Annotated in this window: 26 protein-coding genes; 9 read left to right on the forward strand and 17 right to left on the reverse strand. The window is 55.3% G+C overall.

Going from position 1 to position 25,228, the window contains the following annotated elements; all coding sequences use genetic code 11:
• Positions 1-88: 88 nt before the first annotated feature.
• Entirely contained in the window at positions 89-271 is a 183-nt protein-coding gene (locus KQX66_RS28940) for a hypothetical protein (RefSeq protein WP_216796374.1), read from the reverse strand.
• A 38-nt stretch (positions 272-309) separates the two neighbouring features.
• Between KQX66_RS28940 and msrA the strand changes: the two genes are divergently transcribed.
• Both msrA and KQX66_RS28950 read left to right on the forward strand, forming a co-directional pair.
• The gene (gene msrA / locus KQX66_RS28945; protein WP_216796376.1) at positions 310-1,281 is read left to right on the forward strand and encodes a peptide-methionine (S)-S-oxide reductase MsrA; all 972 of its coding nucleotides are present in this window, start codon (positions 310-312) and stop codon (positions 1,279-1,281) included.
• Positions 1,282-1,314: 33 nt separating this feature from the next.
• Positions 1,315-1,875, forward strand: a complete 561-nt coding sequence (locus KQX66_RS28950) for a GNAT family N-acetyltransferase (RefSeq protein ID WP_216796378.1) — start codon at positions 1,315-1,317, stop codon at positions 1,873-1,875.
• Positions 1,876-1,935: 60 nt separating this feature from the next.
• Here the strand turns inward: KQX66_RS28950 and KQX66_RS28955 are convergent, their stop codons facing one another.
• Positions 1,936-3,549, reverse strand: coding sequence for a sensor domain-containing diguanylate cyclase (locus KQX66_RS28955; protein ID WP_216796380.1), 1,614 nt, complete (start codon positions 3,547-3,549; stop codon positions 1,936-1,938).
• A 401-nt stretch (positions 3,550-3,950) separates the two neighbouring features.
• Between KQX66_RS28955 and KQX66_RS28960 the strand changes: the two genes are divergently transcribed.
• Genes KQX66_RS28960 through cydS form a run of 3 tightly spaced genes read left to right on the forward strand, consistent with a single transcriptional unit; the run spans position 3,951 to position 6,425 of the window.
• On the forward strand, positions 3,951-5,297 hold the full coding sequence (locus tag KQX66_RS28960) for a cytochrome ubiquinol oxidase subunit I (RefSeq protein WP_216796382.1): 1,347 nt from the start codon (positions 3,951-3,953) through the stop codon (positions 5,295-5,297).
• Positions 5,294-6,313 carry a cytochrome d ubiquinol oxidase subunit II gene (locus KQX66_RS28965; protein WP_216796390.1) on the forward strand — a complete coding sequence of 340 codons (1,020 nt, stop codon included), beginning with the start codon at positions 5,294-5,296 and terminating at the stop codon, positions 6,311-6,313. Before KQX66_RS28960 ends, KQX66_RS28965 begins: the two co-directional genes overlap by 4 nt.
• 7 nt (positions 6,314-6,320) lie before the next feature.
• A complete protein-coding gene (cydS, locus tag KQX66_RS38750) occupies positions 6,321-6,425 on the forward strand; it encodes a cytochrome bd oxidase small subunit CydS family protein (protein ID WP_010494598.1) in 105 nt (34 codons plus the stop codon).
• Positions 6,426-6,514: 89 nt separating this feature from the next.
• Here cydS and KQX66_RS28970 read toward each other — a convergent pair whose 3' ends face one another.
• Both KQX66_RS28970 and KQX66_RS28975 read right to left on the reverse strand, forming a co-directional pair.
• Positions 6,515-6,802, reverse strand: coding sequence for a hypothetical protein (locus KQX66_RS28970; RefSeq protein ID WP_216796392.1), 288 nt, complete (start codon positions 6,800-6,802; stop codon positions 6,515-6,517).
• Positions 6,803-6,965: 163 nt separating this feature from the next.
• The gene (locus KQX66_RS28975; protein WP_025849503.1) at positions 6,966-7,190 is read right to left on the reverse strand and encodes a DUF1128 domain-containing protein; all 225 of its coding nucleotides are present in this window, start codon (positions 7,188-7,190) and stop codon (positions 6,966-6,968) included.
• Positions 7,191-7,316: 126 nt separating this feature from the next.
• Between KQX66_RS28975 and KQX66_RS28980 the strand changes: the two genes are divergently transcribed.
• Positions 7,317-7,718 (forward strand): secondary thiamine-phosphate synthase enzyme YjbQ, encoded by a 402-nt coding sequence (locus KQX66_RS28980; RefSeq protein WP_216796400.1) that lies wholly within the window; start codon positions 7,317-7,319, stop codon positions 7,716-7,718.
• A 78-nt stretch (positions 7,719-7,796) separates the two neighbouring features.
• On the opposite strand, the gene KQX66_RS28985 is transcribed toward KQX66_RS28980, so the two are convergent.
• The 3 genes from KQX66_RS28985 to KQX66_RS28995 all read right to left on the reverse strand — a co-directional run bounded on the left by KQX66_RS28985 (position 7,797) and on the right by KQX66_RS28995 (position 10,548).
• Positions 7,797-8,384: a TetR/AcrR family transcriptional regulator gene (locus KQX66_RS28985; RefSeq protein ID WP_216796401.1), complete on the reverse strand. Its 588-nt coding sequence runs from the start codon at positions 8,382-8,384 to the stop codon at positions 7,797-7,799.
• Positions 8,385-8,437: 53 nt separating this feature from the next.
• The gene (locus KQX66_RS28990) at positions 8,438-9,076 is read right to left on the reverse strand and encodes a YigZ family protein (RefSeq protein ID WP_054974136.1); all 639 of its coding nucleotides are present in this window, start codon (positions 9,074-9,076) and stop codon (positions 8,438-8,440) included.
• Positions 9,077-9,192: 116 nt separating this feature from the next.
• The gene (locus tag KQX66_RS28995) at positions 9,193-10,548 is read right to left on the reverse strand and encodes a glucose-6-phosphate isomerase (protein WP_216796403.1); all 1,356 of its coding nucleotides are present in this window, start codon (positions 10,546-10,548) and stop codon (positions 9,193-9,195) included.
• A 203-nt stretch (positions 10,549-10,751) separates the two neighbouring features.
• Here KQX66_RS28995 and KQX66_RS29000 point away from each other — a divergent pair, with 203 nt between their 5' ends.
• Entirely contained in the window at positions 10,752-12,029 is a 1,278-nt protein-coding gene (locus KQX66_RS29000; protein ID WP_253957506.1) for an NAD(P)-binding domain-containing protein, read from the forward strand.
• 74 nt (positions 12,030-12,103) lie between these two features.
• Here the strand turns inward: KQX66_RS29000 and ppnP are convergent, their stop codons facing one another.
• Together ppnP and tkt are read right to left on the reverse strand one after the other, a co-directional pair.
• Positions 12,104-12,421: a pyrimidine/purine nucleoside phosphorylase gene (ppnP, locus tag KQX66_RS29005; RefSeq protein WP_025849509.1), complete on the reverse strand. Its 318-nt coding sequence runs from the start codon at positions 12,419-12,421 to the stop codon at positions 12,104-12,106.
• Positions 12,422-12,520: 99 nt separating this feature from the next.
• Entirely contained in the window at positions 12,521-14,524 is a 2,004-nt protein-coding gene (gene tkt / locus KQX66_RS29010) for a transketolase (RefSeq protein WP_216796405.1), read from the reverse strand.
• A 359-nt stretch (positions 14,525-14,883) separates the two neighbouring features.
• Here tkt and KQX66_RS29015 point away from each other — a divergent pair, with 359 nt between their 5' ends.
• Positions 14,884-15,993, forward strand: coding sequence for a GGDEF domain-containing protein (locus KQX66_RS29015; protein WP_216796406.1), 1,110 nt, complete (start codon positions 14,884-14,886; stop codon positions 15,991-15,993).
• Between the two features lie 320 nt (positions 15,994-16,313).
• On the opposite strand, the gene KQX66_RS29020 is transcribed toward KQX66_RS29015, so the two are convergent.
• From KQX66_RS29020 to KQX66_RS29030, 3 genes are all read right to left on the reverse strand, one after another.
• A complete protein-coding gene (locus KQX66_RS29020; RefSeq protein WP_216796407.1) occupies positions 16,314-16,709 on the reverse strand; it encodes a VOC family protein in 396 nt (131 codons plus the stop codon).
• Between the two features lie 145 nt (positions 16,710-16,854).
• Positions 16,855-17,748, reverse strand: a complete 894-nt coding sequence (gene purU, locus KQX66_RS29025) for a formyltetrahydrofolate deformylase (protein ID WP_216796416.1) — start codon at positions 17,746-17,748, stop codon at positions 16,855-16,857.
• Between the two features lie 44 nt (positions 17,749-17,792).
• Positions 17,793-18,920 (reverse strand): deoxyribonuclease IV, encoded by a 1,128-nt coding sequence (locus tag KQX66_RS29030; protein ID WP_216796424.1) that lies wholly within the window; start codon positions 18,918-18,920, stop codon positions 17,793-17,795.
• Positions 18,921-19,065: 145 nt separating this feature from the next.
• Here KQX66_RS29030 and KQX66_RS29035 point away from each other — a divergent pair, with 145 nt between their 5' ends.
• Entirely contained in the window at positions 19,066-19,515 is a 450-nt protein-coding gene (locus KQX66_RS29035) for a DUF2621 domain-containing protein (RefSeq protein ID WP_253957507.1), read from the forward strand.
• Positions 19,516-19,582: 67 nt separating this feature from the next.
• Here KQX66_RS29035 and KQX66_RS29040 read toward each other — a convergent pair whose 3' ends face one another.
• From KQX66_RS29040 to KQX66_RS29060, 5 genes are all read right to left on the reverse strand, one after another.
• Positions 19,583-19,759, reverse strand: a complete 177-nt coding sequence (locus KQX66_RS29040; protein WP_193394438.1) for a hypothetical protein — start codon at positions 19,757-19,759, stop codon at positions 19,583-19,585.
• Between the two features lie 98 nt (positions 19,760-19,857).
• Entirely contained in the window at positions 19,858-21,282 is a 1,425-nt protein-coding gene (locus KQX66_RS29045; RefSeq protein WP_216796427.1) for an S-layer homology domain-containing protein, read from the reverse strand.
• A gap of 149 nt (positions 21,283-21,431) precedes the next feature.
• The gene (locus tag KQX66_RS29050) at positions 21,432-22,175 is read right to left on the reverse strand and encodes a glycerophosphodiester phosphodiesterase (protein WP_216796429.1); all 744 of its coding nucleotides are present in this window, start codon (positions 22,173-22,175) and stop codon (positions 21,432-21,434) included.
• 125 nt (positions 22,176-22,300) lie between these two features.
• Positions 22,301-24,517 carry a YhgE/Pip domain-containing protein gene (locus KQX66_RS29055; RefSeq protein ID WP_216796431.1) on the reverse strand — a complete coding sequence of 739 codons (2,217 nt, stop codon included), beginning with the start codon at positions 24,515-24,517 and terminating at the stop codon, positions 22,301-22,303.
• Positions 24,518-24,717: 200 nt separating this feature from the next.
• The gene (locus tag KQX66_RS29060; protein WP_216796433.1) at positions 24,718-24,897 is read right to left on the reverse strand and encodes a YjfB family protein; all 180 of its coding nucleotides are present in this window, start codon (positions 24,895-24,897) and stop codon (positions 24,718-24,720) included.
• Positions 24,898-25,228 lie beyond the last annotated feature (331 nt).

The following is a 25,228-nucleotide window of genomic DNA, read 5'->3' on the forward strand; positions in this document are numbered from 1 at the left end:
CTCTATTTGCAAAAATAGGCCCCGGAAATCGGGCAACCAGAAATATGATCCGTGCTCACCAATGCAAACTCATAAAAAGCTTGGTGACTCAAGCGAGCTTGTTGATCTGGGCGGTCCAAACGGACCGCTTTTTTATGTCCGCGGAAACCGGTCCCGCAGCTCCCTCTCCCGTTATTTCCTCAAGCCTCAGTCCGTTCCGCAGCCGTCCGCCTCTCCCTCCGATTTGGACCACTTGCCTGCGTGCAGTATAATAGTATATACGAATGAACATGACATCACTCCCCCAACTTTATCGAAGAGGTGAATCCGATGAGTCAACAACCGACCGAGCTGGCCACGTTTGCCGGCGGCTGCTTCTGGTGCATGGTCAAGCCGTTCGACGAGCTGCCGGGCATCGTTAAGATCGTATCCGGGTATACGGGCGGTCATAAGGAAAACCCGACGTATCAGGAAGTATGCTCCGAAACGACCGGACATCTGGAAGCCGTGCAAATTACGTTCGAGCCGGCCGTCTTCCCTTACGAAGATTTGCTTCAGCTGTTCTGGCAGCAGATTGACCCGACCGACGCGGGCGGACAGTTCCACGACCGGGGGGAGTCTTACCAGACGGCCATCTTCTACCATACGGAGGAGCAGAAGCAGAAAGCGGAAGCGTCCAAACGGGAGCTCGACGCCAGCGGCCGCTTCGACCGTCCGATTGTAACGCCGATTCTTCCCGCCTCCGTCTTCTACCCTGCGGAGGATTACCATCAGGATTTCTATAAAACCAATCCGCTGCGCTACAACTCGTACCGCAAGGCGTCGGGACGCGACGATTTCATCAAGCGGCATTGGAATACGCCCGCCGACAAAGCGAAGCTGAAAGACAAGCTGACGCCGATGCAGTGGGAAGTGACGCAAATGAACGGCACCGAGCCTCCGTTCCGCAACGAATTCTGGGATCATAAGGAAGAAGGGCTCTACGTCGATATCGTCTCGGGCGAGCCGCTGTTCAGCTCACTGGACAAATTCGACTCCGGCTGCGGCTGGCCGAGCTTCACGAAGCCCGTCGTACCGCCCCTTGTGCAGGAAAAACCCGACTACAGCCATGGCATGATCCGGACGGAGGTCCGCAGCCGCAAAGCCGACTCGCACCTGGGCCATGTTTTTCCCGACGGCCCCAAAGATCAAGGCGGATTGCGCTACTGCATCAACTCCGCGGCGCTCCGCTTTATTCCGAAGGCCGATCTGGAGAAAGAAGGCTACGGAGCGTTCCTGTCTTTGTTCGAGCAGGAAAAATAGCCCCGCCGAAAGCCGCGGAGAGGAGCTGCAACCGTGTTTAAATACCGCATTGATTCGCAATTGGAACTGAAGCTGCTCGAACCGGGGGATGCCGGAGAGCTATTCCGGCTGACGGACGACAACCGCGCCTATCTGCGGGAATGGATGCCTTGGATCGACATGACGCAGACGGAGGAGGACAGCCGCGGATTCATCGAATCCGCCCGGCACAAGTGGGCCAAGGGCGAAGGAATAACCGCAGGCATTCTTGCAGAGGGAAAGCTGTGCGGAGTGATCGACCATCATTCGCTCAACTGGATGAACCGCAAGACGGCCATCGGCTATTGGCTGGCCGCCTCCGCTCAGGGCCGGGGGATCATGACCCGTGCCTGCCGTGCGATGATCGATTACGCGTTCGGTGAGCTGAAGCTGCACCGGGTCGAGATTATGGCGGGCACCGAGAATACCAAAAGCCGCGCCATTCCCGAGCGGCTCGGCTTTACGCAGGAAGGCGTCGCCCGCGGCGCTCAGAAGCTATATGACCGCTACATCGATTTGGCCGTATACAGCCTGCTTGCGGACGAATGGAACGCACAGAGCCCGAACGACAGCTGATGAATTCATTTGAGAAAACGGAGCGCCTCCACGATTCGAACCATGGAAGCGCTCCGTTTTCTAATCGGCTATGATCGTCCTGTTCTTCCCCGCTTCCTTGGCTTGATACAAAGCATGGTCGGCCCGTTGAAACAATAGTTCGGGGGATTCGGCGTGGGATGGATAGTCAGCGATACCCAATGAGACCGTCAGCGGGATTCCAAGGGGGTTCTCCCGTGTTTCAAAGGCTATACGAACCCGTTCCGCCGTGATCCAGGCATCCGGCGCGGTGGTGAACGGAAGAAGCACGACGAATTCTTCTCCGCCGTAGCGGCAGCATACGTCATTGGAGCGCACGGACGAAGTGAGGATGCGAGCCAAGTGCTTCAATACTTCGTCGCCCGCCTGATGACCGTAGGTATCGTTGATCGACTTGAACCGGTCGATATCCATCACGATAAGGGCGAAAGGCTGCTGCTTTTCCGTCCATTGCGACATGATGGATTCGAACGTTCTTCGGTTCGTTAGCCCCGTTAAAGAATCGGTCATGGCGGCATGTGTCAATTGATCGGTCTGTTTCTGCAAATCGCTTAACGCAAGCGTAATCGTCTGAGTCAATAAGTCGGCTTCCCGGTTCCAGTGATGCTTGATGTCCGGAAGAACGATTTTTTCGCCTCTCCCCAATTTACCTGCCAGGTTAGCCAAAGATACGAACGGACGGGCCAAGCGCCGGGCAAGCCATATGGCGGTGATCATCAATACGACAAATGGAGCCAGAGTATAGACGAGGATCGTTCGGATATAATTGTCCAATGCCTCGTATACGACGCTGATGGGAGATTGTACGATGACGCCCCAACCGTTTTCCGGAACGGGGGAATACCCGGCAAGAAAGGTGATGCCTTGGGAGTTGGTCACCTGGTCATACCCGCTTTCGCCCCGAAGCACCTTCTGAACGACCAGATTTGCGCTGTTATCTTCGCCGATCCGGGATTTGTCCGGATGGTACAATAAATGACCGCTTGAGCTCACGATGTAAAAATACGATCCGTCGCCATCGATGTTATGCTTGCCAAACATCGTATTCAATATATTATTTTCCTGCAAATAAAGACTGCCTCCGATAAAGCCGCGATATACTCCGTCTTTATCGTACAGCGGCTCGCTCATAAAAACGATGCGACGTCCGGTTGACGAGGTGTAAGGCTTGGATATATAGGGCTTTCTTGATGCCAGCGCTTCTTTGGAGGCTTCCGCCGAGATATGCTGTCCCACCGCGCCGACGGAAGACGGAGCTATACTGCGGACGAGACCCGTTTCATCCACGACGGCGATGGAGTTGAAAAAACTGCCGCTGAGGCGCAGCATTTCAAGCTGCTTTTGCAGCTCCTGCTCATTCGATAGATGGTTTACCGAAATATAGGTACCGGTGTATTTCAACCCGGCCCGCATCGATTTGAATAAGGAATCGATGGACTGGCTCATTTTGGCCGCGGCCGAATGGTTCAAGGCGAATCTCGTTTCGAATAACGATTGCTTATTGGAATGATAGGACGCCAGAAGCAGAATCGTCAAAGTAAGCGCGACGGAAAGGGAAACCAGCCCTGTTAAAAGCGTAGCAAGACTGATCTTCTTCTTTTTCGTAACATCAATCCCGCACAACCCGGAAATGGCATTCGCCTCCTCGATTTCCAAGTGACTTTCCCCATAATTCGACATTATTCGTCATAATCCTCTTCGTCTTCCGGTCTAAACCCAAAAGAATCCAAGCCGTCAACCTAGGTGTGAGCTCCCCCTCTTCCCTCCCATTTGCCTCACCGCCATTCCTCCCATCCCTTCATCAAGTCGCCATACTTTCTTCAACAGTTCACCATAATTGTGTGAAAAATATCACATGTATTGGGGTAAGATTGAACCAAGAACCACTTTGTTTAATTGTTTCTTGGGAGAGGTGATGATCCGTTGGAGCCTTACAAAAAGTATGAAAAGCGTCTGATGATCCTTATGTTCATCGTCGGGTTCGTCATGCTGCTTGCTTTTTTCAGGAGATTGTTCGCTTAAATACATCCTGCTCGCCTGAAGGAGATGAACCTCTTATGCAATACGATCCGGTATTTTTCAGCCGAATGCTAACCGAACTGACGCTGTCGTTCCACATCATCTTCGCTACGATCGGCGTCGGCGTTCCGGTTATGATCGCGCTCGCCGAATGGCGCGGCATCCGGACGAATGATCCGCACTACTTGCTGCTGGCCCGCCGCTGGACGCGCGGCTTCGTCATCACGGTCGCCGTAGGTGTCGTCACGGGGACCGCCATCGGTCTCCAGCTCAGTCTGCTGTGGCCGAGCTTTATGAAGATCGCCGGGCAGGCAATTGCGCTGCCGCTGTTTCTGGAGACGTTCGCCTTTTTTATCGAGGCGATATTCCTCGGCATTTACCTGTATACGTGGGACCGGTTCAAGAAGAAGACGACCCACCTGCTGCTGATGATCCCGATCGTGATCGGGTCGTCCGCTTCCGCCTTCTTCATCACGACGCTAAACGCGTTTATGAATACGCCGCGCGGATTTACCCTGGAGAATGGCGTCATCAAGAACCTGCAGCCGCTGGTGGCGATGTTCAACCCGGCGACGCCGACGAAAGTATCTCACGTGCTCGCTTCGTCTTACACGACATGCGCCTTGATTCTGGCTGCTATCGCCGCCTGGCAGCTGCTGCGCGGCAAAGATCACGTCTATCATAAAAAAGCGCTGAAGCTGACGATGACCGCCGCGTTCGTGTTTGCGATCAGTACCGCAGCCATCGGCGACTTGTCCGGCAAGTTTCTGGCCAAGTATCAGCCGGAGAAGCTTGCGGCGGCCGAGTGGCATTTCGAGACCGAGACGCACGCGCCGCTCATTCTTGGCGGAGCCTTGGACGAAAACAACGAAGTCATATACGGCATCTCCATTCCGTATATGCTCAGCGTGCTCGCGCATAACGATCCGGCAGGCGAAGTCATCGGCTTAAACGATTTTCCGAAGGACGAATGGCCGCCGCTCGTGATTCACTACCTGTTCAATTTCAAAATCGCCAGCGGCATGTTTCTGGTGCTCGTCGGCCTTCTTTACTTATTCCGGCGCCGACTTAGCCGAACATTGGAAGCACCGCGCTGGCTGCTGCGCATGATTGTCGTCGCAGGCCCGCTTGCGATGCTGACGATCGAAGTCGGCTGGTTTTTCGCAGAGCTCGGCCGGCAGCCCTGGATCCTGCGCGGCTTCATGAAAGTATCCGATGCGGCCACCACATCGGACCATGTCGATATGATGCTCGTCTTATTCTGTTTCCTGTACCTGCTGCTCGGCTTCACGGTCGTACGCGTGCTCGGCAAGCTGTTCCGCAAGCATGACGTCTTCGAGGAAATGATCACGCTCGGCATCGAGAAAGGAGGCCGCCGTCCATGAGCTACGAGCTGCTCGGCATTACCGTCCTGTGGACGTTTCTGTACGGCTATCTCATCGTCGCCTCCATCGATTTCGGCGCCGGATTTTTCAGCTACTACAGCGTCATCACCGGGCAACAAAATAAAATTCATAAGATCATCCAACGCTACCTGTCCCCGGTGTGGGAAGTCACGAACGTTTTCCTGATCTTCTTCGTCGTCGGAATTGTCGGCTTCTTCCCGCACACCGCCTATTACTACGGGACAGCACTGCTGATCCCGGGCAGCGTGGCGGTCATTCTGCTCGCCCTGCGCGGCTCATACTATGCGTTCAGCACCTACGGCAGTAAAGAAAACCGCGGATACATGCTGCTGTACGGAGCGACAGGACTGTTGATCCCCGCTTCGCTCTCGACGGTGCTGACCATCTCGGAAGGCGGCTTCATCGAAGAGCGCGGCGGCGAAGTGCTGTTTCTGTGGCCCAAGCTGCTTGCAAGTCCCTATTCGTGGAGCGTCGTGCTGCTGGCCATCGTAAGCGTGCTATACATCTCCGCGATGTTCCTGACGTACTACGCAGCCAAAGCCAGGGACGGGAATGCGCTGGAGGTCGTCCGCGGTTACGCCCTGCTCTGGAGCGGCCCGACCATCCTCTCGAGCTTTCTGGTGTTTCTGGGCATCCGAACTCAGAATCCGCGGCATTTTGAAAACATGCTCGACCTGTACTGGATGTTTGCCGCTTCCTTCCTGTGCTTCCTGATCGCCGTCTATTTCATCTGGAAGCGCCGAAATTACGGATGGGCGTTCGCTCTGGTTATGCTGCAATTTGCTTTTGCTTTCTACGGGTACGGAGCGGCGCATCTACCTTATGTGTTATACCCGTACATTAATATCTACGGCGGTTTCACGAACGAAACGATGGCTCTTACGCTCGTCGTCGCTTTTATCGCCGGCTTGCTCGTGCTGATCCCGTCGATGTGGCTGCTGCTGCGGCTGTTCCTGTTCGATGCCGGCTACGTTCAAGGCCAGAAGAAAGGATGAAGATTTCATGGAGCATTTCATGATCATGTATCTCCCGCCTCTTATTGTGGCGGCCTCGCTTGCGTTCATGTTCATCTGGAGCGGCAAAGCGCAAGACAAAGGGTTTAAATAGCCCCGGACCAAGTCAAAAATCCCGTCCTGCAGCGGACAACCGCACAGAACGGGATTTTTCACATGGACCGAGCATCTTCTGCGGGCGTCTTACCAGAAAAAGCCTCCGCCAAACGGGCCAAAGCCACCCCAACCGCCGAAGCCCCCACCCCAACCGCCGTAGGCGTATGGGGCAGTTCCGATGGCGAGCAAATCGAACAGAACGAGCGGAAGAATCGCCGACGTTTTCACCTGCTTGCCATTGCTAGTGGAAATCATCAATTGGTTACCGTTAATACGCACCAACTTGCCTTCTACGACCGTTCCGTCTTTCTTGACCGCATAAATCTGTTTGCCTACCAGTTTGGCGACATCCTGCTTGCGGACTGCTTTTGGCATATGCGTACACCTCCGAATAGTAGCGTCGGGCCGTGGCCCTAATAGATTGGGGATAACGCTATATAGTACGGGATGGACACCGGGGCTGCTTGTATAAATGCCCCGCCGGCCAAGCAAGATGTGCCATCGTCCTGTCCTGCATTTGCAGGTGCCGCCGCTCCGTTTAGCCGCGGCGCAAACGGCCAAGCTCCGTTGTAATCGCTTCGATTTCGCTGATGCTGAATTGATTCTTCCCGGCAACCATCTCATAAATGTCGCGCAGTTCTTCGTATTGCTCGTCATTGAGCTGGGAAGCCTTCAGCGCAGCGCCGGAAGCCATCCGCAGCTTTTTCTTAATTTCTTCAATCATAAATTCCGTGTTTTCAAACGTGTTCGTCGTTAAATTCACCAGGGTCACCCTTTCGTGCGCCTTTCGTTCTCCCTTCCATTGTACCATGTTTTGTAGGGGCATGCCCGGTGTAATATAATGGTGACGAACCTGCATCCCCGAACAAAAACCGAAGGAGGTTTTGTCATGATTCACACGCTCCACCTACATACGAAACAGCGCGACGAAATGATCGAAATTACCCGTCTGATTCACGATCTGCTGAAGCAGGAACAACTGGAAGAGGGACTCGCCGTCATTTATTGTCCCCATACGACGGCCGGCATCACCATTCAAGAAAATGCGGATCCCGATGTCCGCCACGACGTGCTGATGCGGCTCGATGAAGTATACCCTTGGACGCATCCGAAGTACCGTCATGCCGAGGGAAACACCGCCTCGCATCTGAAGGCGATAACGACAGGCTCCTCCCAAACCGTGCTTGTATCCGGCTCGCGATTGGTACTGGGCCGCTGGCAGGGCATTTATTTCTGCGAATTTGACGGGCCCCGCGAGCGCTCTTGCTTTGTAAAATTCATTCGGGGATAAAGAATAAAGCGAGGAAGCGACAACGCATTAGTGCAATGAAGCATAAGGGTGAAAAAAATTTACCGATCCGGTAATGGCTTATCCTTGCAGCCCTTCGCATAAATATTTGACGTGCTGCTCTGCCAGCTTTCGAACATCCTGATACGCTTGGTTGTAATGAATGTTATACGAGATGAAGCCGTGTATGGACATAAACAAGCTCCAGGGCAAGCTGTACATTTTCTTCTCGTTCCCCGGTTGACGGGAGACGACCGCCCGTACGACCGCGGCGAACAGATCGAGGCATTGCGATTGCTCTTCCCGGGAATACCGCAGCAGCTCCGGATCTTTGATCATGAACATAATCTCGTAATGATGCGGATTGTCCAGCCCGAAGCGGATGAACTCCAGCATCAGCTTCTCCAACTGTCCGATATCCCCGAGACGGGACCGGTTCAGCATGTCTTTTTGGCGCTCCAGCAGCATTTTGAAATCTTCATTGACCAGCGCATAGAACAGCTCCGCTTTTTCGCTGAAGTGGTAATACAATGCTCCGTGGCTGTAACCCATCGACTTTGCGATGCTTCGCATGGTTAAAGCGTGATAACCGTGTTCGATAAAAAGCTGCCGCGCTTCTTCCAAAATGCGCGTCCGGCTTAGTTCTTGTGCAACTGCTTTTCTTGCCAAGTGCCTCCCTCATTTCTATGCGTGATTTATACTAAAAGCCGCCGGCTTCCGCTTCACGGAAGCTCGGCATGCTCTACGTAACGTTCTTCTCCGTGGATGATCGTTCCTTGACCCTGGGTCAAATCCGTCATCCATGCGGCAAATGTATCCGCTTCCTCAACTAAAGGCAAGCAGCTCAACGTCACCTTATCGGTGAAAACGGTCTCGCCCATCATCATGCCGCGGTTCCGCAGCTCGTTCTCCAGCTTGCCGAGCCACGTATAATCGACCTCCACCAGCACTTCCCGGTGGAGCACCTTATACACCTGCTCCGCCGCAGCAAGTCCGGCGACCGCCCCGTCGGTATAGGCGCGAATCAAGCCGCCCGCCCCTAGCATAATGCCGCCGAAGTAACGGGTTACGACGACGACGACGTTTTTCAGACCTTGATTTTTGATCACTTCGAGGATCGGCTTCCCCGCCGTCCCGCTCGGCTCCCCGTCGTCGGACGCTTTCTGAATCTCGTCGCGTTCCCCGATCATGTAAGCCGAGCAGTTATGCGTAGCGGACCAATGCTCCTTCTTGATGCTTTCGATGAAAGCAACGGCTTCTTCCTCGGTCTCGACCGGCTTCGCAAACCCGATAAACCGGGACTTCTTAATGACGATCTCCGCCGAGCCGAATCGCTTAACCGTTCTGTACCGCGTTAACATGAACGTTTCCTGGCGCCTCCTTCTCAGGCCGTAGCCTCCGGAACATCCGGCGCCGGGATGCCTGCAAAAAAAGCAGCCATCCCGGGGGATGAACCGCTTTTTCCGCGCGCTGCGAGTTACTTCGACAATCTGGCCTCGAGCGCAGCCTTTTCTTTCTCGTAGCCCGGTTTGCCGAGCAGTGCGAACATGTTTTTCTTATATGCCTCCACGCCCGGTTGGTCGAACGGGTTGACGCCCAGCAGGTAACCGCTGATGCCGCAGGCTTTTTCAAAGAAATAAACCATGTAACCGAATGTATAAGGCGACAGATCGGGCAGCGTGACGATCAGGTTCGGCACTCCGCCGTCCGTATGAGCAAGCATCGTACCCTCGAACGCCTTTTTATTGACGAAATCCATCGTTTGTCCGCTCAGGAAGTTCAAGCCATCCAGATCTTGCGGATCGGTGCCGATCGTGATTTGCTCCGACACCTGCTCGACTTGGATGACGGTCTCGAACAAGTTGCGCGAGCCTTCCTGAATGAATTGACCCATGGAATGTAAATCCGTGGAAAAATCGACCGAAGACGGGTAAATGCCTTTGTTGTCCTTGCCTTCGCTCTCGCCATACAGCTGCTTCCACCATTCGGAGACGTAATGCAGCGACGGCTCGTAGTTCACGAGAATTTCCGTCGTTTTGCCCTTGCGGTACAGCGCATTGCGAACCGCAGCGTATTGGTACGCTTCGTTCTCCGTCAGGTTCGGATTGGAGTACACCTCGCGCGCGTCCGCCGCGCCCTGCATCATCGCTTCGATGTCCACGCCCGCGGTAGCAATCGGCAGAAGGCCGACGGCTGTCAGCACGGAATAGCGGCCGCCCACATCGTCCGGGATGACGAACGTTTCGTAGCGTTCCTCGGTCGCGAGCTTTTTCAGCGCGCCCTTCGCTTGGTCCGTCGTCGCATAGATGCGTTCGCGCGCCCCTTCTTTGCCGTACTTGCGCTCAAGCAGCTCGCGGAAAATCCGGAAAGCGATGGCAGGCTCCGTCGTCGTGCCGGATTTGGAGATGACGTTGACGGAAATGTCCTTGCCTTCGAGCAGCTGCAGCAGGTGCGTCACGTAGGTGGAGCTGATGTTCTGACCGACGAAATAAATTTCCGGCGTCTTGCGCTTATCCTTCGGCAGCAGATTGTAGAAGCTGTGGGACAGCATCTCGATCGCCGCTCTGGCCCCCAGGTAGGAGCCCCCGATGCCGATGACGACAAGCGCGTCGGAATTTGATTGAATGCGCTTGGCCGCCTGCTGGATGCGGGCGAATTCTTCTTTATCGTAATTGACCGGGAGATCGATCCAACCGAGATAATCGTTCCCGGCGCCGGTTTTGTCGTGCAATTGATTGTGCGCGGCGGCTACGGCACCCGCCAAATAATCCACCTCGTGCTGTTGAATGAAACCAAGAGCCTTGCTGTAATCAAAACGAAGTTTAGCTCCCATTCCAAATACATCCTCCCGTCCGAATCGTTTTTTTCTCTGTGACATGCGGGCAAGACTTGTCCTTGCTTCGAATCGAAACCTTGGTCGTACGGTAACACATTAAATCCCTATAGTGTATAGAATACTTTACTTTCTAGCCGAAACGCAAGAGAACAATTCACAGCTCACTGGCAAAATGTTAAAATACAGGCAAGAGGTGATGGATGATCATGAAAACTGTCGGATTTATCGGTCTGGGCACTATGGGCAAACCTATGGCTGCCAATTTGATCCAAAAAGGTTTTCGCGTGAACGTTTACAACCGCACGGCGGACAAAGCCCAGGAGCTTGTCGCCCTCGGCGCCGCACAGGCAGCGAGCCCCGCTGAAGTCGCGAAAGAAGCGGACGTCATCGTCACGATGCTGAGCAACGACCAGGTCGTTCTGGACAGCTTGTTCGGCGAGAGCGGACTGGCTCACAGCCTGCGTCCCGGACAAACCGTGATCGATTGCAGCACGGTCTCCCCTGCGACGAGCCGCAAAATTTACGACGAGCTGGCCTTGCATCTGGTCGATTTTCTGGACGCGCCGGTCACCGGCAGCAAGCCTGCGGCCGAAAACGGCACGCTCGTCTTCATGGTCGGCGGGCAGGAAGAGACGCTGGACGCACAGCGCGACGTCTTCGAAGCGATGGGCAGCAAAATCGTCTACATGGGGCCAAGCGGCTCCGGCTCCTATGCGAAGCTTGCGCATAATACGATGGTCGGCATCAATGCGCTCGGGCTGATGGAGGGCTTGTCCATGGTAACCAAAGCCGGTCTCGACCCGGAAAGCTTCTTGAGCATCGTCCTTGCCGGCGGCGCGAACAGCAGACAAGCCGAGCTGAAAGGCTCCAAGATCGTAAGCCGCGACTTCAGCAACCAGTTCTCGACCAAGCTGATGCTGAAAGATTTGCTGCTCGCCGGCGACGTGGCCGACGGGTTCCAGATGCCTTCGCCGATGCTTCGCACCGCTACGGGTCTGTTCCAGATGGGCCTTGCCAAAGGCCTCGGGGAAGACGATCTGTGCTCGGTCATCCAATGCTATGAGGATTGGATGCACATGCAGGTCAGCAGCCGGGACAAGTCTGCCGAAGTCACGACCGAACGCCGCCGCAACGCGCGCATTCAGCTCGACATCAAGCTGCATTTATCCGTCTACCAATGGGAACAGGAAGGCTCCTTCTCCGGGCAACTGATCGAAGGCTCGCTGGTCGACCTGTCGGAGAGCGGCATCCGCATCGTCTCGTCGTTCCCGCTCGCCCGCGATATGTTCATCGTGCTTCATTTTCCGAAGGCAGCGGACTTGCCGCCGATCACGGCGCGCATCATCCGCATCGATCCGGACAACGGGCTGTTCCGCTACGGCTGCATGCTGTCGGGACTGCCGCCGTACGTGCGGCTCAAGCTCGAGGAATACATCCGCGTCCAATCGGAAGAGCAAGAGAAAGCTTCCAAAGCCTGATTCATTTTGCAAAAACCCCGCATCGGCCTATCTGGTTCGTTATACCGGATCGGGTGTGCGGGGTTTGCTTTTCGTTATTCGCTAATGTAAGAGCAGCAGTAGTCCGTCACCGTGCGGACGTCCAGCTTGAACTTGGCGCCTGCGGGCACCGTAAATTCGCCTGTTCCGTTAATTTCCAGCCACTCGCTGGCGCCGGGCAGCAGCACCTTCAGCTCCCCCGCTTGAATCTCCATAATTTCCTTCGTATCCGTACCGAACTCATACTCGCCGGGCAGCATGATGCCGAGCGTTTTTTTCGTTCCGTCCGCAAAAATCACCGTGCGGCTGGTCACTTTGCCGTCGAAATAGATGTTCGCTTTCTTCACTGCGGTTACGTTCTCAAATTGCGACATGGACCGATTTCCCTCTTTCTCGTCTGAACCAGCCGCGGACGGTGCGTTCATCCGCCACCGCCCGCTGCCGTTCGTCGTCTATTGTTCGACGCCCAATTCTTATTTCAACAAAGCTTTCACGCGGGCTACCACATTGTCCACCGTGAAGCCGTACTCGCGGATCACAACCGGACCCGGAGCAGATGCGCCGAACTTGTTGATGCCGAGCACGTCGCCCTGCTCGCCGACGTAGCGCTCCCAGCCGAACGGATGACCCATTTCGACCGCCAGACGCGCTTTCACCTCCGGCAAAATGACGGAATCCTTGTACTCCTGCGGCTGCTTGTCGAACAGCTCCCAGCTCGGCATGCTGATCACGCGAACCGCGATGCCTTCTTCGGCAAGCTGCTTTTGCGCGCCCATCGCAAGCTGCACTTCCGTCCCCGTTGCGATAATTTGCGCCTGCGGCTTGCCATTAGCTGCATCGGACAAGACGTACGCACCGCGGTCGACAGCGCCGTTCGCCGTACCTTCCAGCGTCGGAGCCGCTTGACGGGAGAAGATCAAGGCGACAGGGCCTTTTTTGTTCTCAACAGCATAGCGCCAAGCGGCTGCCGTTTCCGGACCGTCCGCCGGACGAAGAACCGTCACGCCCGGAATGACGCGCAGCGCGGCAAGCTGCTCGATCGGCTCGTGGGTCGGGCCGTCTTCGCCGACGCCGATGCTGTCGTGCGTGAACACGTAGATCGCCGGCACGTTCATGATCGACGCCAGACGGATCGCCGGACGCAAGTAGTCGGAGAAGACGAAGAACGTTCCGCAGAACACTCTCACGCCGCCGTGCAGCAGCATGCCGTTCGTAGCCGCGCCCATGCCGAACTCGCGAACGCCGAAGTAGATATTGCGACCGCTGTAGTCTTTAGATGTCAGCACGTCGAGATCCTTCATGTGCGTCATGGTCGAAGACTCCAGGTCGGCGGAGCCGCCGACGAGCCACGGCACGTTTTTGGCAATTGCATTCAGCACCGTGCCGGAAGCCGTACGGGTACCCTTGTCCGCCGAAACGTCGGACGGAATGTCCTTGTCCCAGCCTTCCGGCAGATCATCGCTTGAGGCCGCCTCGAACTGCTTCGCCAGCTCCGGATGCGCCTTGGCATAGTCGGCAACCAGTTGCTTCCAAGCCTCGTACGATTGAATTCCCTTGCTTTTCACGTCGGCGAAATGCTGGCGCACTTCGTCCGGCACGTGGAAGTGCTGCGCTTCGTCCCAGCCGTACACTTTCTTGGTGAGCGCGACTTCGTCCACGCCGAGCGGGGAACCGTGCGGACCTGCATGGCCGCCTTTGCCCGCTTTGTTCGGGCTGCCGTAGCCGATGACCGTCTTCACTTCGATCAGCGTCGGACGGTAATCCGCCTGCGCCTCCAGCACTGCTTTGTGGATCGCCCCCAGATCGTTGCCGTCCTCGACGCGCAGCACCTGCCAGCCGTAGCCTTCAAAGCGCTGGGCGACATTCTCGGAGAATGACAGATTCAGCTCGCCGTCCAGCGAAATATCGTTCGAATCGTACAGTACAATCAGTTTGCCGAGCTTCAAATGGCCCGCCAGCGAAGCGGACTCCGACGAGATGCCTTCCATCAGGTCTCCGTCGCCGCAAATGGCATATGTATAGTGATCGATGACTCGGTATTGTTCACGATTGTAAACAGCCGCAAGATGCGCTTCCGCCATCGCCATCCCCACCGCCATGCCAAGACCTTGACCGAGCGGGCCCGTCGTCGCGTCAACGCCCGGCGTGTGGCCTACTTCCGGATGGCCCGGCGTCATGCTGCCCCATTGGCGGAACTGCTTCAGCTCTTCCATCGGCAGGTCGTAGCCGGAGAGGTGAAGCAGGCTGTACAGCAGCATCGAACCGTGTCCCGCAGACAGCACGAAACGGTCGCGGTTAATCCACGTCGGCTGATCCGGGTTATGCTTCATCAGCTTCGCGAAGAGCTCATAGCCCATTGGCGCGGCTCCCATCGGCATCCCGGGGTGTCCGGACTTGGCTTTTTCAATCGCATCGATGGAAAGCGTGCGGATCGTGTCCACGGAAAGTTGTTCGATCGTTTTGTTAGATACCGTCATTGTGATCCTCCTATTATCGATCTTCTTTTGATCAGCAGTATGGTAAAGCACTGGTCCGCCTTCGCGCGAAAGCGCCGGGCTTCACGTGAACCCAGTAAACAAGAGACTTGTTCACGTGTGCATTACTACCTGTTCGCTTGGAGTGCTTGCCTTATTGTACCACTCTCCGTTTCAGTTTGCCATATCCAACCGGTGAACATGCTTTGAAATCGCATTTCGCACAAAAAAATTAGTTCTGCCGAAGGATTTACAAAAGTTACGTCGAAACAGTATGGTATCACACATTTTTTGGTGCGTTTCACTCTTGTTGGATGAATCAAGGTATACGTGGATGTATTATGTGACACGGGAGCAGATGTATGAACCATCTTTTGCTGGAACTGGCCAATACCCGACAAACGTACAGAAAAATGCTCAATCTGTACTGGATCACCATCGTGCTGACAGCCATTCTCGAATACGCCATATTCCTTTTGGAAGCGGATACTTCGACCTCCGCCTTCTTTCAAGCCTTGCTGTTTCAAGTGATCTGTTTAACCGCCGTTACCGGAGCCGTAGAAATCCTCTACCGCTACCGCAAATTACAGAGCGATTGGCTGCTCATCTTAACCGGGATTTTCTACGCAACCTCCATTATTCTGATGAACCCGTCAATCGGCATCGTACCCGCTATTTACATTTTTCCGATCCTAACGTCCGTTCTGTCCTTTAACAAAAACCGCATTGTCGCCGCCTTCGCCCTCGTGCTGCTGTCCTTCGCCGCCCTGTACCTCATCAGCCCCGAGCTTCGGCTCACCATGCAGCCCGTGCATACGATCGGCATCCTGTTCCTGTACACCGGGACGACCGTTATCGCGCTCTCCATCACCAGCAGCGGAATCGAGCTGCTCAACAACCTGAAGCATGCAACCGAAGCCAAGCAAGAGCTGCTGGTCAAAAACATTATTATGGACAAGCTGTCAAAGCTGGATGCGCTTACGAGCCTGTATAACCATAAGACGTTCCACGAATATCTCGAAAAGCTGATCGATCAGCACGAGCGCAACGAGCTGCCGCTGCAGCTGGCGATCGTCGATATCGACAATTTCAAAACAATCAACGATACGTTCGGCCACTGGGTCGGCGATATTATATTGATGCGTGTGGCAAGTGCTATTAAAGAAACGGTATCTCCCAACGATTTTGTAGCCCGCTACGGCGGCGAAGAATTTGCCGTCATCTTTACTGACAAAACGCCGGAGGAAGCCTACGCTTTGGCCGAGCAGATCCGCCACAAGCTGTCGGTCACCCTGCACCCCGAATTGGATTCGCAGGCGGCAACCATCAGCATCGGACTGCAGACCTATACGAAAGGCCACGGCAAGGAAGGGCTGTTCAAAGGCGCAGACGCTTCCCTCTATGCCGCCAAACGGACGGGAAAGAACAAAACGGTCGTGCAGTCAGCAGTCGCCGACCCCGTGGTCGTGTGACGAGACGGAATCGGTGCTCTTTAACGTGCGCCGGTTCAAATAACTCGGCTAAACCCGTCGCGGGCGGATCTACGTTCAAAAACCGGAAATGCGCTATGCATTCCGGTGATCTGTCGAGAGAGTGGTGAATTGAGGTAATAGAGGTGTACGAGAGGGTTAGGTATCTACTTCCGGTCGCTATTGCTTCTCCAGTGGATACCCCACCTCTGTTTGCATCTCTATTTTCGTAAAAGCCCTCTTCTCAACCATCTGACCGGAAATGCCCTATCGGCATTCCGGTTTTTTCGCTCTTCCGCAGTCCGCACAATTATCTTGCCGCCTCAATGCGCAATAAGGCCAGTTTCATTAGAGACTTCGATCAAATTGCCGTCGGGGTCCCGAAAATAGACCGACAGGATCGGCCCTTCGGCGCCGGTTCGAGCGACCGGTCCCTCCGTAACCTCGACACCGCATGCTTGCAGATGGCTCAGCACCTCGGCCATCGGCACCTTCGTCAGAAAACAAAGATCCGCAGAGCCCGGCGTCGGCTTGTCCGCCTTCGGCTCCCACTCCCGGCCGTGGGGGTGAAGATTGATCTTCTGACGGCCGAACCTCAGTGCCCTCCGGCCTTCGCCGAAAGTTACGACCTCCATCCCCAGCACGCGGGAATAAAAAGCGCATGTCGCTTCCACGTCCGCTACTGTCAATACCAAGTGATCCAACCGTTCGACGTTCATCCCCATCGCTCCTCTGCACGGTATTATGCTCCCGTTCTCATCCTACTCCTTTTCGACGTGGAAATCGATCCATGTAAAAAAGCGAAGACCTCCGCCCTCCCTATTTCGGAAGGCGCGGCTCTTCGCTTCGCTTACGGATATGCGATTAACTAAACACAACCGTTTTGTTCTGATGCACGATGACCCGGTCCTCGACGTGCCAGTTGACGGCGCGCGCCAGTACGGTACGCTCGATATGGCGGCCGATCCGCTTCAAATCCTCCACATTGTCGCGGTGGCTTACCCGCTGGACGTCCTGCTCGATAATCGGTCCGCCGTCCAACTCCTCCGTGACGTAATGCGCGGTAGCGCCGATAATTTTCACGCCGCGGTTGTACGCCTGCGCATACGGCTTGCCGCCCACAAAGGCCGGAAGGAACGAGTGATGGATATTGATGATTTTGTTCGGGAAGTGCTCGATAAATTTCGGCGAAATAATCTGCATATAGCGGGCCAAAATAACGACGTCCACTTGACCGCTAACCAGTTCAAGCTGCCGTTTCTCCGCCTCCGCCTTCGTATCGGGCGTGACCGGAATATGATGGTATGGAATGCCGAGCGGCTCCACCAGCCCGCGCATATCGTCGTGGTTGCTGATGACCATCGCGATATCGGCATCCAGGTCGCCCGACTGCCAGTGCCACAGCAGCTCCAGCAGACAGTGGTCCTCCTTCGAGACGAAGATCGCGAGTCTCTTCTTGCGGCTTGCCCGGGTAATGCTCCACTTCATGTTGAATTCCGCGGCAACTACGGCAAAATCGGCCTTCAACTGCTCGCGGCGCGTATCCAGGTTGTCCAAATCGAACTCGATTCGAATGAAGAATAACCCGCCCTCCGGGTCCATCGTATATTGATCGGACTGTACGATGTTGGCGCCGTGCTCGTACAGAAAGCGCGATACCGCAGCCACGATACCGGGCCGGTCCGGGCAGGATACGAGCATCCGCGCGCGATTCGTCAAATTCGTGCTTTTCGATTTGGAAGTAACATTCGAAACCATGCGTTGTTGATCTCCTTCGTTGTCAAAACATAGAATGTCTTTTCTTATACCGTGGCGAACAAATGCTCGCCCGCAAACCACGCGGTCAGGCGGTGGTTAATTTGTTCCTCGCTCAGCTCAGGGAACAGGTTGTCTGCGACGATCAGGTCGTACAAGCGCTCCATCGGCTCGCGGCCGTCCGCCTTTTTCGCCTTGGCGTCCGTCTTGAGCACTTCCCAGGTTTGCAGCACGTACGCTCTCGGATCGATATCCTGCTTCGTGAAGAAATGAGCCAGTCGCTCGACATCCGACAGGAAGCCGTCGCCGAAACGCGTTTTGACCGTGCCGCCGAGCAGCGCGATTTCCGCTTCGTACATCGGCCGCTGCGAGCTGTCTTCCTTGCCGATCCACGGCGTCTCCAGAATGAACGGCAGATGCTTCAGCTTCTCATGGTGAACGACGTTATGCATCGCTTGGAAGCCGATCCAACCGGCACCAACGGGGGCGTGGCGGTCTTTGGACGCGCCCTTCGGGTTTTTGCTGTCGTTCAGATGCACGACGGCAATGCGGTCCAACCCGACCGTGCGGTCGAACTGCTCCAGCACGCCGTCCAGATCGTTTACGATATCGTAGCCCGCATCGCTAACGTGGCACGTATCGAAGCAGACGGTCAGCTTGCCGTTGTCTTCCACCTTCTCGATGATGGTGGCCAGCTCCTCGAAGCTGCGGCCCATCTCCGTGCCTTTGCCTGCCATCGTCTCCAGCGCGATGTTGACGTTCGTATCCTTCACGCCGCTCAGCACTTCGTTCAATCCCTGTGCAATGCGTGCGAGCCCATATTCGGCATCCTTGTCCGTATAAGCCCCGGGATGAAGCACGATCTGCTTCACGCCAAGATAATCCGTACGGCGGATTTCGTCCTGCAGGAAGCGCACCGCCAGCTCGTACGTGTCATCCTTGTAAGAGCCCAGATTGATAATATACGGAGCATGGACGATAATCTCTCCGATGCCATGCTGCTCCATCACGGCTTTGCCTTCTTCGATATATTGATTTTCGATCGGTTTGCGGCGCGTATTCTGCGGCGCCCCCGTATAAATCATAAACGTTCCGGAGCCGTAAGAGACGGCTTCATTGGCCGCATTCAGCAGCCCTTTATCCGAAAACGAAACGTGCGATCCGATTCTGACCATGACCGGGAATCACTCCTTTGTTCATCTCACTTTCATCTATTTTACTAGGATCGGGGCAAGAAATCTAGAATAGGAAATATTCTCTTGTTGGTTCCGTTTTCCTCCAGCGGAAAGTGAGGTATAATGGAAGGGAGGTGAACGTTTCATGTGGTATGCGATGAACGATGCCCCGGCCGAGGGGTTTATGTGGTTTATCATTTTTTGGGTATTCGTGCTGCTGTTCATGATGTCGGTGGGCGGCTACTTTATGTTCCGCAAGTTTTTCAAGGTGCTCCCCCGGGAGGACGGCAAATCGAAGCTGGACTGGCAAAATCATTACGTCGAATCGTCCCGCCACCTGTGGACGGAAGAGTCCAAAGCGTTCCTCGACATGCTTGTCGAGCCCGTGCCTACTCCGTTCCGCGACATCGCGAAGCATTCCATCGCCGCCCGGATCGGTCAAGTGGCGCTGGAGGCGAACGCCGACGCGGTCACGCGGGAGCATTGCATCGAGGGGTATATCCTGGCAACGCCCAAGCGCGATTACCGCAGTCTAACCTCGTATTTGGACAAAAAGCAGATCGACTACAGCCCGTTCAAGCATCTGCTTCAATAAATTGCTTTTTCGAGCAAACATAACAAAGCCCGGACCTTCGTCCGGGCTTCGTTGTCGTACATCAGGATCAGGGTTCGTCGAGAACCTTCTCCTCCTCGTTCTGATATTGGCGCGCAGCTTCGAGCACGTCTAGATCCGTCTCGCTCTGCCCTTGGATGGCGGCCGCCGCATCCGCCTGGTTGGCGAGCTGCTCCTCCGCTTGTCCTATGCCGTGCGCCCCTTGATGTCCTCTGCTGGATGCCATGGGAACCCTCCGGTTTTGTCCGTTTTGTCGGGAAGACACCGTTTAGTATGATCCCTGCGGCGATCCTTTATCCCAGCTGAGGAAGCATCCCGCTTAACCTAAGGCTTCGTCGTAGTCGATTTGGTCTTCTCCTTCTTCTTGCTCGGCTCCACGTCCGATAACTGTACCGACAGCGTCGTCAGATCGTCGGTCCGCTTGTTCTTGTCCGGATTGCGCAGCTGCGTGCGGAGGCCGACCGTCGTCACGCCGCTTACATTAAGCGTTAGCGGAAACTCCTCCTGCTTGACGAAGCCGACGCGTCCGTCAACGATCACGTACATATCGACCTTCTCGTCGGACTTCAACGTAATGGTCAAATACCTGGCGCCTTTTGGCTGCACCGCGGCTTCGATTTCGCCCTTCTGCTGCAGATTTTTCACAATAACGCCCTTGTCGTCAAAATAATCGCTGACTCTGACGATTGATTTATCCGACCAATTGATCGAGCCGTCCTGCGAATAGCCGCCGTTCGGAGGCGTGATCGTATTGCTGTTCGGGTTGTTATTGAAGCTGCTGCTGCCAGAAGATCCGTTCGAACCGCCGGTGCTGCCCGAATCCGTCCCGGTTCCGGCTGGATTGAAAGGAAGCGCTAAATCAACCGTCGTGTAATCCCAGAGCCAGCCGTTCTTTTTCAGATACGTGTACGCGCGGTCCAGAATCGTCACCGCTTCGGCGCGGGTCACGTAGTCTTTCGGACGGAAATAGCCCAGATCGTTCGGCGTCATAATGCCGCTTGCTTTGAGGCTGGCCAGCGCTTTGGCCTGCACGTTGGACAGCTCGTCGCCGCCCAGCTTGCAATCCCCGGTGTTGTTGCCGAGAATGAGCGTGACGAACACATCGTTGCTTTCCACGTCCATCAAGCCGTCCTCGACATACCGTCCGTCCGCTTGGGCGACCTGGTACTCCGCTTCCGTCTTGAACATTTTGACCGGAACGTCTTTCAATTCCGAAACGACCGAGCATACGTCATTGTCGCTAAAACGCTTTTCCATCAAACGATTGTCGAAATACGCATACAACAGCTGGGCAAGCTGCAGGCGCGTCAGCTGCATATCGGGGCGAAAAGCTAAATTTCCTTCCCGGCTCAGCCCGTACCCTCCGATTTTGAACGAGGCGTCGTAAATCTCCGATATGGGCTTATGCGCCCAATGCAGTTCAGGTACGTCGGTAAAATAAGTAATTTTTTTCATCCCGGTGGCCAGTGTGTTCGGACGGTACTTATCGAACAACCGATACACCATAGCCGTCCATTCCGCCTTGCTGATCGTCTTGTTCGGACGGAAGTTGCCGTCGGGATACCCCGTCAGCACCTGCTTGCTCGCCATGAGTCGGATCGACTCGACAGCCCAAGCATACTGCTTCGCATCGACATCCGGAAACACATTAACTTCCGCCGCTGCGGGTCTGGGCCACAACGACAACAGCACGGACAACGACAGCAGAACTGCAAGCTTGCGGTACCATGAAGAATACGTCTTGTTCATTGCGAAACCTCCTATCTCTTTTCTTATTATCGGACGAACGGGCGCAGAATGTTACCTTTTGGCAAAATTGCCCACAAAAAAAGCGCACAAGCCGCTACCGAACTCTTACCGTCCGTCGTGTGCCTATGCGCTTCTTATTCAAATCTTCTTTATGCCTTGCCTTCGTTTAACAGATTTCTGAGACGCCCCGGAAAATCCGTAATGATCCCCGAAACGCCCGCATCGACGACCCGGCGAAGGTCTTGCGGTTCGTTGACCGTCCAAGGATAGACCCTCAGGCCATAGCCTGTCGCTTCGCCCACATCTCCGGCATCGATCGTATGATGCTGCGGATGAATCGAATAGACGTCCAGCCCCTCGGCTGCCGCAGCCATCTGACGGTGCGATACGAAATTGGCCACATAGAGCAGCCCCGCCCGCAGATTGGGGATCGCCTCTTGCAGCTGCTTCAACACCTTATGGTTAAACGACGAGACAACTACGCTGTCCAGCCGATTGTATTGTGCAAGCAGCTCCGCCAGTCGTTCCGCCAGCCGTGGAGTGTAGGAGCATTTGACCTCGACGTTGATCATGATTTCCAAAGGAACGAGCTGGAATACTTCTTCCAGCAAGGGCAGCCGCTCTCCGGCGAATCGCTCGTCGAACCAGCGCCCGGCGTCCAGCCCCTTCAGCTCCGCCACCGTCATCTCCGCGATGGCGCCGGTACCGTCCGTCGTACGCCCGACCGTGTGGTCATGGCAGACGATCACTTCCCCGTCGGCCGACAGGTGCACGTCCAGCTCAATCGCGTCCGCACCATGCCGTAGGGCAAGCTCGAACGAGGCCAGCGTATTTTCCGGCGCCTCGCCTGCAGCGCCGCGGTGGCCGATGACAATAGGTTGTTGTTTGGTCATATCCGTTTCCTCCCCTAGTTCAACCGCTTGGGTCTATTATCCAACGGAAGAAACGGGGAGGCAAGCCCTGCTGGGCAAATCCGATGTAAAGAAACTGTAAAAATCGATACAAAGATCCGCGTCCGTTAGGATTGCACAGATTCCTCCTGAAGCTGATGCATGATCGTCTTCCGCTTGACGAGGTAGAGCAGGACAAGCGCACCGACGCCGTATGCCGCCAAAATCAGCGCATCGTTCGCAATCGTTGCGGCGTCGCCGATCGAAATCAGGTTCCTGAAGCCTTCTACCGCATAAGTCATCGGCAGCGCCGGATGGATGAAATTAAAGAATCTCGCTTCCATCTCGACCGGATACGAGCCGCTGCTGGACGTCAGCTGGAGCATGAGAATGACGATGGCGACGAAACGTCCCACATCGCTGCCGAGGATCGAGATCAGCATGAACAGAATCGCCGCGAACGTCAATCCGAGCAGCAGCGCGAACCCGTATAAGTTAATGGCCGGCAGCACCGTCGGAATCCCAAGTCCCGTATGGAGAATGAAGACCGAGAGCACCGACTGAAACACGCTGACGGAAGCCAGCGCAAGATATTTGTTGATGAGATACGAGATCGGCCGCTTCGGCATCGAGACGACCTTGTTCAGATCGATAACGAAAAAGAGCACCAGCGACCCTACCCACAAGGACAGTGCAATAAAATAAGGCGCAAATCCCGTGCCGTTGTTCGGCACCGGATGCAGGTTGTTCTCCGTCACCTTTACCGGGGAGACGATCGTATTGATCCGCTGCTCCGCCTGCCCGTCCATCGCCGCCATGCCCGCCGCCTCGCCAAGCTTCGCGGCAAGCTCCTGCTGGCCGGCGTTAATGTCCTTCAGGCCGGCGGAGAGCTGCGTACTGCCGTCGTACAGCCTCGTCACACCGTCCTGCAGCTGATGGAATCCGCTGCCGAAGGCATTGAGGCCTTCGACCAGCGCCGTGCTGCCCTGCTGCAGCTGATGGACGCCATTGGCGAGTTGGCCGAGCCGCCCGGACAAATCGTCTACCAGCTGCTTATTTCTGTTCAGTTGATCCAAGGTGTTGCGCACGGTGGTCTGCATCGCCTGCAGCCCGGCCTGCAGCTCGTTCCTATGCGCGGAGAGCTGGTCGCGGGCAACATTGATCTGTTCGATCGACTTGGAGGCAGAACTGCGCATCTGATCAAGCGACGCCTTCGTATCGCGCAAGGCCTGCTCTAATTCAAGCCGCTGCGCATTTGCCGTCTTCAGTTTGTCGACCGCCCCCTTGAACCGCTCGCTGCCGGTAATTTCGCCGAACTGCTCGCCAAGCGCCAGCAGATCTGTGATCGCGCCATCAAGCTGATCCTTTTGCTTCTGCAATCGGCCGCCTATACCTGCGTCCCAAACGCGCTGAAGCTCGTCGATTCGCCGATTCGTGTCCTGCAGCGAAGCGCCGACCACATCCAGTGCGTTAAGCCCGAACTTCAGCGACTGACCGGAAGCGTCAATCACCTTGCTGAGCCGATCCGCTTCAGCCGTCAGCTGATTGATCGGCTCCAGTATTTTCGATAGCTGCGCATTCAGCTTGTCGATGCCTCCTGCGCCTAATCCGACGGCCGTATCCAGCCGAATGATGCCGTTCTCCAACTGGTTCGCGCCGTCCAGCAGCTTCGTCAGCCCGTCCGACAGCGGCTTCATGCCGTCCTGGGCTTGCTTCAGGCCATCCTGCAAGGAAGTCGCGCCATCCTGCGCCTTCTTCGTTCCTTCCGCCAGCTTGGCCGCCCCGTCGGCTGCCTTCTTCAGCCCTTCGCCGCCGTTGAGAATTTGGTCGAAGATGGTGCGCACATATTTCTCCGTCATCTGCTGTTCCAGCTCGTGTGCAACCTTATCCATCACGCTGCGCACCACTTTAACGCCGAGCATGTTGGCCCCTTCGTTGACGGCGTACGAAAGCTGACTCGCTCTGGGCTGCGGCGTGCCCGGGCTATAGGCCGTTTCGGTGAAGTCCGACGGGATCGTCAGCACCATAAAATAACGCAGCTTCTCGATCCCTTCCGCTCCTTGCTCCGGGCTGACTTCCGTCCAGGAAGTCTGCTTGTCGGCAAGCAGCTTGTCCGTAAGCTCCCGGCCCAGATTAACCGGGTTACCGCTCTGCGACATGCCGCGATCCAGGTTAACAACCGCCAGCGGCAAATGGGGCAGAAAGTCGGTCGGATTCCAAAACGCCCATAAATAAATGAAACTATACATAAGCGGCAGGACCATCAAGCCGAGCACCGAGCGGCGCGCCATGTTGGAGCTCCACATTTGCCGGATATCGTGCCATGCCATTTGAAAACCGTTCATCGATCGATCCACCCGCTTTTTGTCCATAGTTTCTCCCGCTTGCATACGATTTCCTTATGCTGTGCTTTTAGTATTCTTCGATCCGCTAAACCTATCCTAATCGGAAACGCAAAAAAACCTGCCCAGGCTTCGGATTTACCGAAAGCGCAGGCAGGTTCATGCATACTTCATTTTTTTGAATAGATAAGGCTAGGGGGAGATCAGATGCGAATATCCAAGTTTTTACCCAGGTTGGGATGCTGTGCCGCCGCAAAATCTTGAAGCAGCGTAGCCGCTTGGGCAGTCTGAGAATCCTTCATCTGACTTAGCAGAGCAATACCGACCGCCTGCTTCAATGCGTTTCCGCCGCTAACGGCGCTCAATGCTGCGTTAATTTGCACAAGCTCGCCTCATTTCTTCGGAAGGTGGAGCAAACGTCATTAAGCCCGTTCGCTAAGGCCAGTATAATCCAAATAGATAAGCCCATCAATACAAATAAAGGAAATTGTCGTTTTCTGCCGAACCCTATTCGTATCAACATAATCCTGTAGTAACGCGAGGTGGTTCCCCCTGGCTATCCAGCCTTACGTCATCGTAATCGCCGGTATCCTGCTTTTGATCTGTGTGGCGGTCGTTCTTCCGAAGTTTTTCAGACGAAACCGATTCGGACGGCCCGGCTCCAAGTCCCAATCTACCGGTAAAAATCAAGCCAAACAAAGCTGCTCCTTGTGC

The sequence above is a fragment of the Paenibacillus oleatilyticus genome (assembly GCF_018998565.1).
GTDB lineage: Bacteria > Bacillota > Bacilli > Paenibacillales > NBRC-103111 > Paenibacillus_G > Paenibacillus_G oleatilyticus.

Coding starts and splice junctions, on each gene's coding strand:
- KQX66_RS28940 (WP_216796374.1), bottom strand. CDS start 271: ATGTTCATTCGTATATACTATTATACTGCACGCAGGCAAGTGGTCCAA.
- msrA (WP_216796376.1), top strand. CDS start 310: ATGAGTCAACAACCGACCGAGCTGGCCACGTTTGCCGGCGGCTGCTTC.
- KQX66_RS28960 (WP_216796382.1), top strand. CDS start 3,951: ATGCAATACGATCCGGTATTTTTCAGCCGAATGCTAACCGAACTGACG.
- KQX66_RS28965 (WP_216796390.1), top strand. CDS start 5,294: ATGAGCTACGAGCTGCTCGGCATTACCGTCCTGTGGACGTTTCTGTAC.
- cydS (WP_010494598.1), top strand. CDS start 6,321: ATGGAGCATTTCATGATCATGTATCTCCCGCCTCTTATTGTGGCGGCC.
- KQX66_RS28970 (WP_216796392.1), bottom strand. CDS start 6,802: ATGCCAAAAGCAGTCCGCAAGCAGGATGTCGCCAAACTGGTAGGCAAA.
- KQX66_RS28980 (WP_216796400.1), top strand. CDS start 7,317: ATGATTCACACGCTCCACCTACATACGAAACAGCGCGACGAAATGATC.
- KQX66_RS28990 (WP_054974136.1), bottom strand. CDS start 9,076: ATGTTAACGCGGTACAGAACGGTTAAGCGATTCGGCTCGGCGGAGATC.
- KQX66_RS28995 (WP_216796403.1), bottom strand. CDS start 10,548: ATGGGAGCTAAACTTCGTTTTGATTACAGCAAGGCTCTTGGTTTCATT.
- KQX66_RS29000 (WP_253957506.1), top strand. CDS start 10,752: ATGATCATGAAAACTGTCGGATTTATCGGTCTGGGCACTATGGGCAAA.
- ppnP (WP_025849509.1), bottom strand. CDS start 12,421: ATGTCGCAATTTGAGAACGTAACCGCAGTGAAGAAAGCGAACATCTAT.
- tkt (WP_216796405.1), bottom strand. CDS start 14,524: ATGACGGTATCTAACAAAACGATCGAACAACTTTCCGTGGACACGATC.
- KQX66_RS29015 (WP_216796406.1), top strand. CDS start 14,884: ATGAACCATCTTTTGCTGGAACTGGCCAATACCCGACAAACGTACAGA.
- KQX66_RS29020 (WP_216796407.1), bottom strand. CDS start 16,709: ATGAACGTCGAACGGTTGGATCACTTGGTATTGACAGTAGCGGACGTG.
- purU (WP_216796416.1), bottom strand. CDS start 17,748: ATGGTTTCGAATGTTACTTCCAAATCGAAAAGCACGAATTTGACGAAT.
- KQX66_RS29030 (WP_216796424.1), bottom strand. CDS start 18,920: ATGGTCAGAATCGGATCGCACGTTTCGTTTTCGGATAAAGGGCTGCTG.
- KQX66_RS29035 (WP_253957507.1), top strand. CDS start 19,066: ATGTGGTATGCGATGAACGATGCCCCGGCCGAGGGGTTTATGTGGTTT.
- KQX66_RS29040 (WP_193394438.1), bottom strand. CDS start 19,759: ATGGCATCCAGCAGAGGACATCAAGGGGCGCACGGCATAGGACAAGCG.
- KQX66_RS29045 (WP_216796427.1), bottom strand. CDS start 21,282: ATGAACAAGACGTATTCTTCATGGTACCGCAAGCTTGCAGTTCTGCTG.
- KQX66_RS29050 (WP_216796429.1), bottom strand. CDS start 22,175: ATGACCAAACAACAACCTATTGTCATCGGCCACCGCGGCGCTGCAGGC.
- KQX66_RS29055 (WP_216796431.1), bottom strand. CDS start 24,517: ATGAACGGTTTTCAAATGGCATGGCACGATATCCGGCAAATGTGGAGC.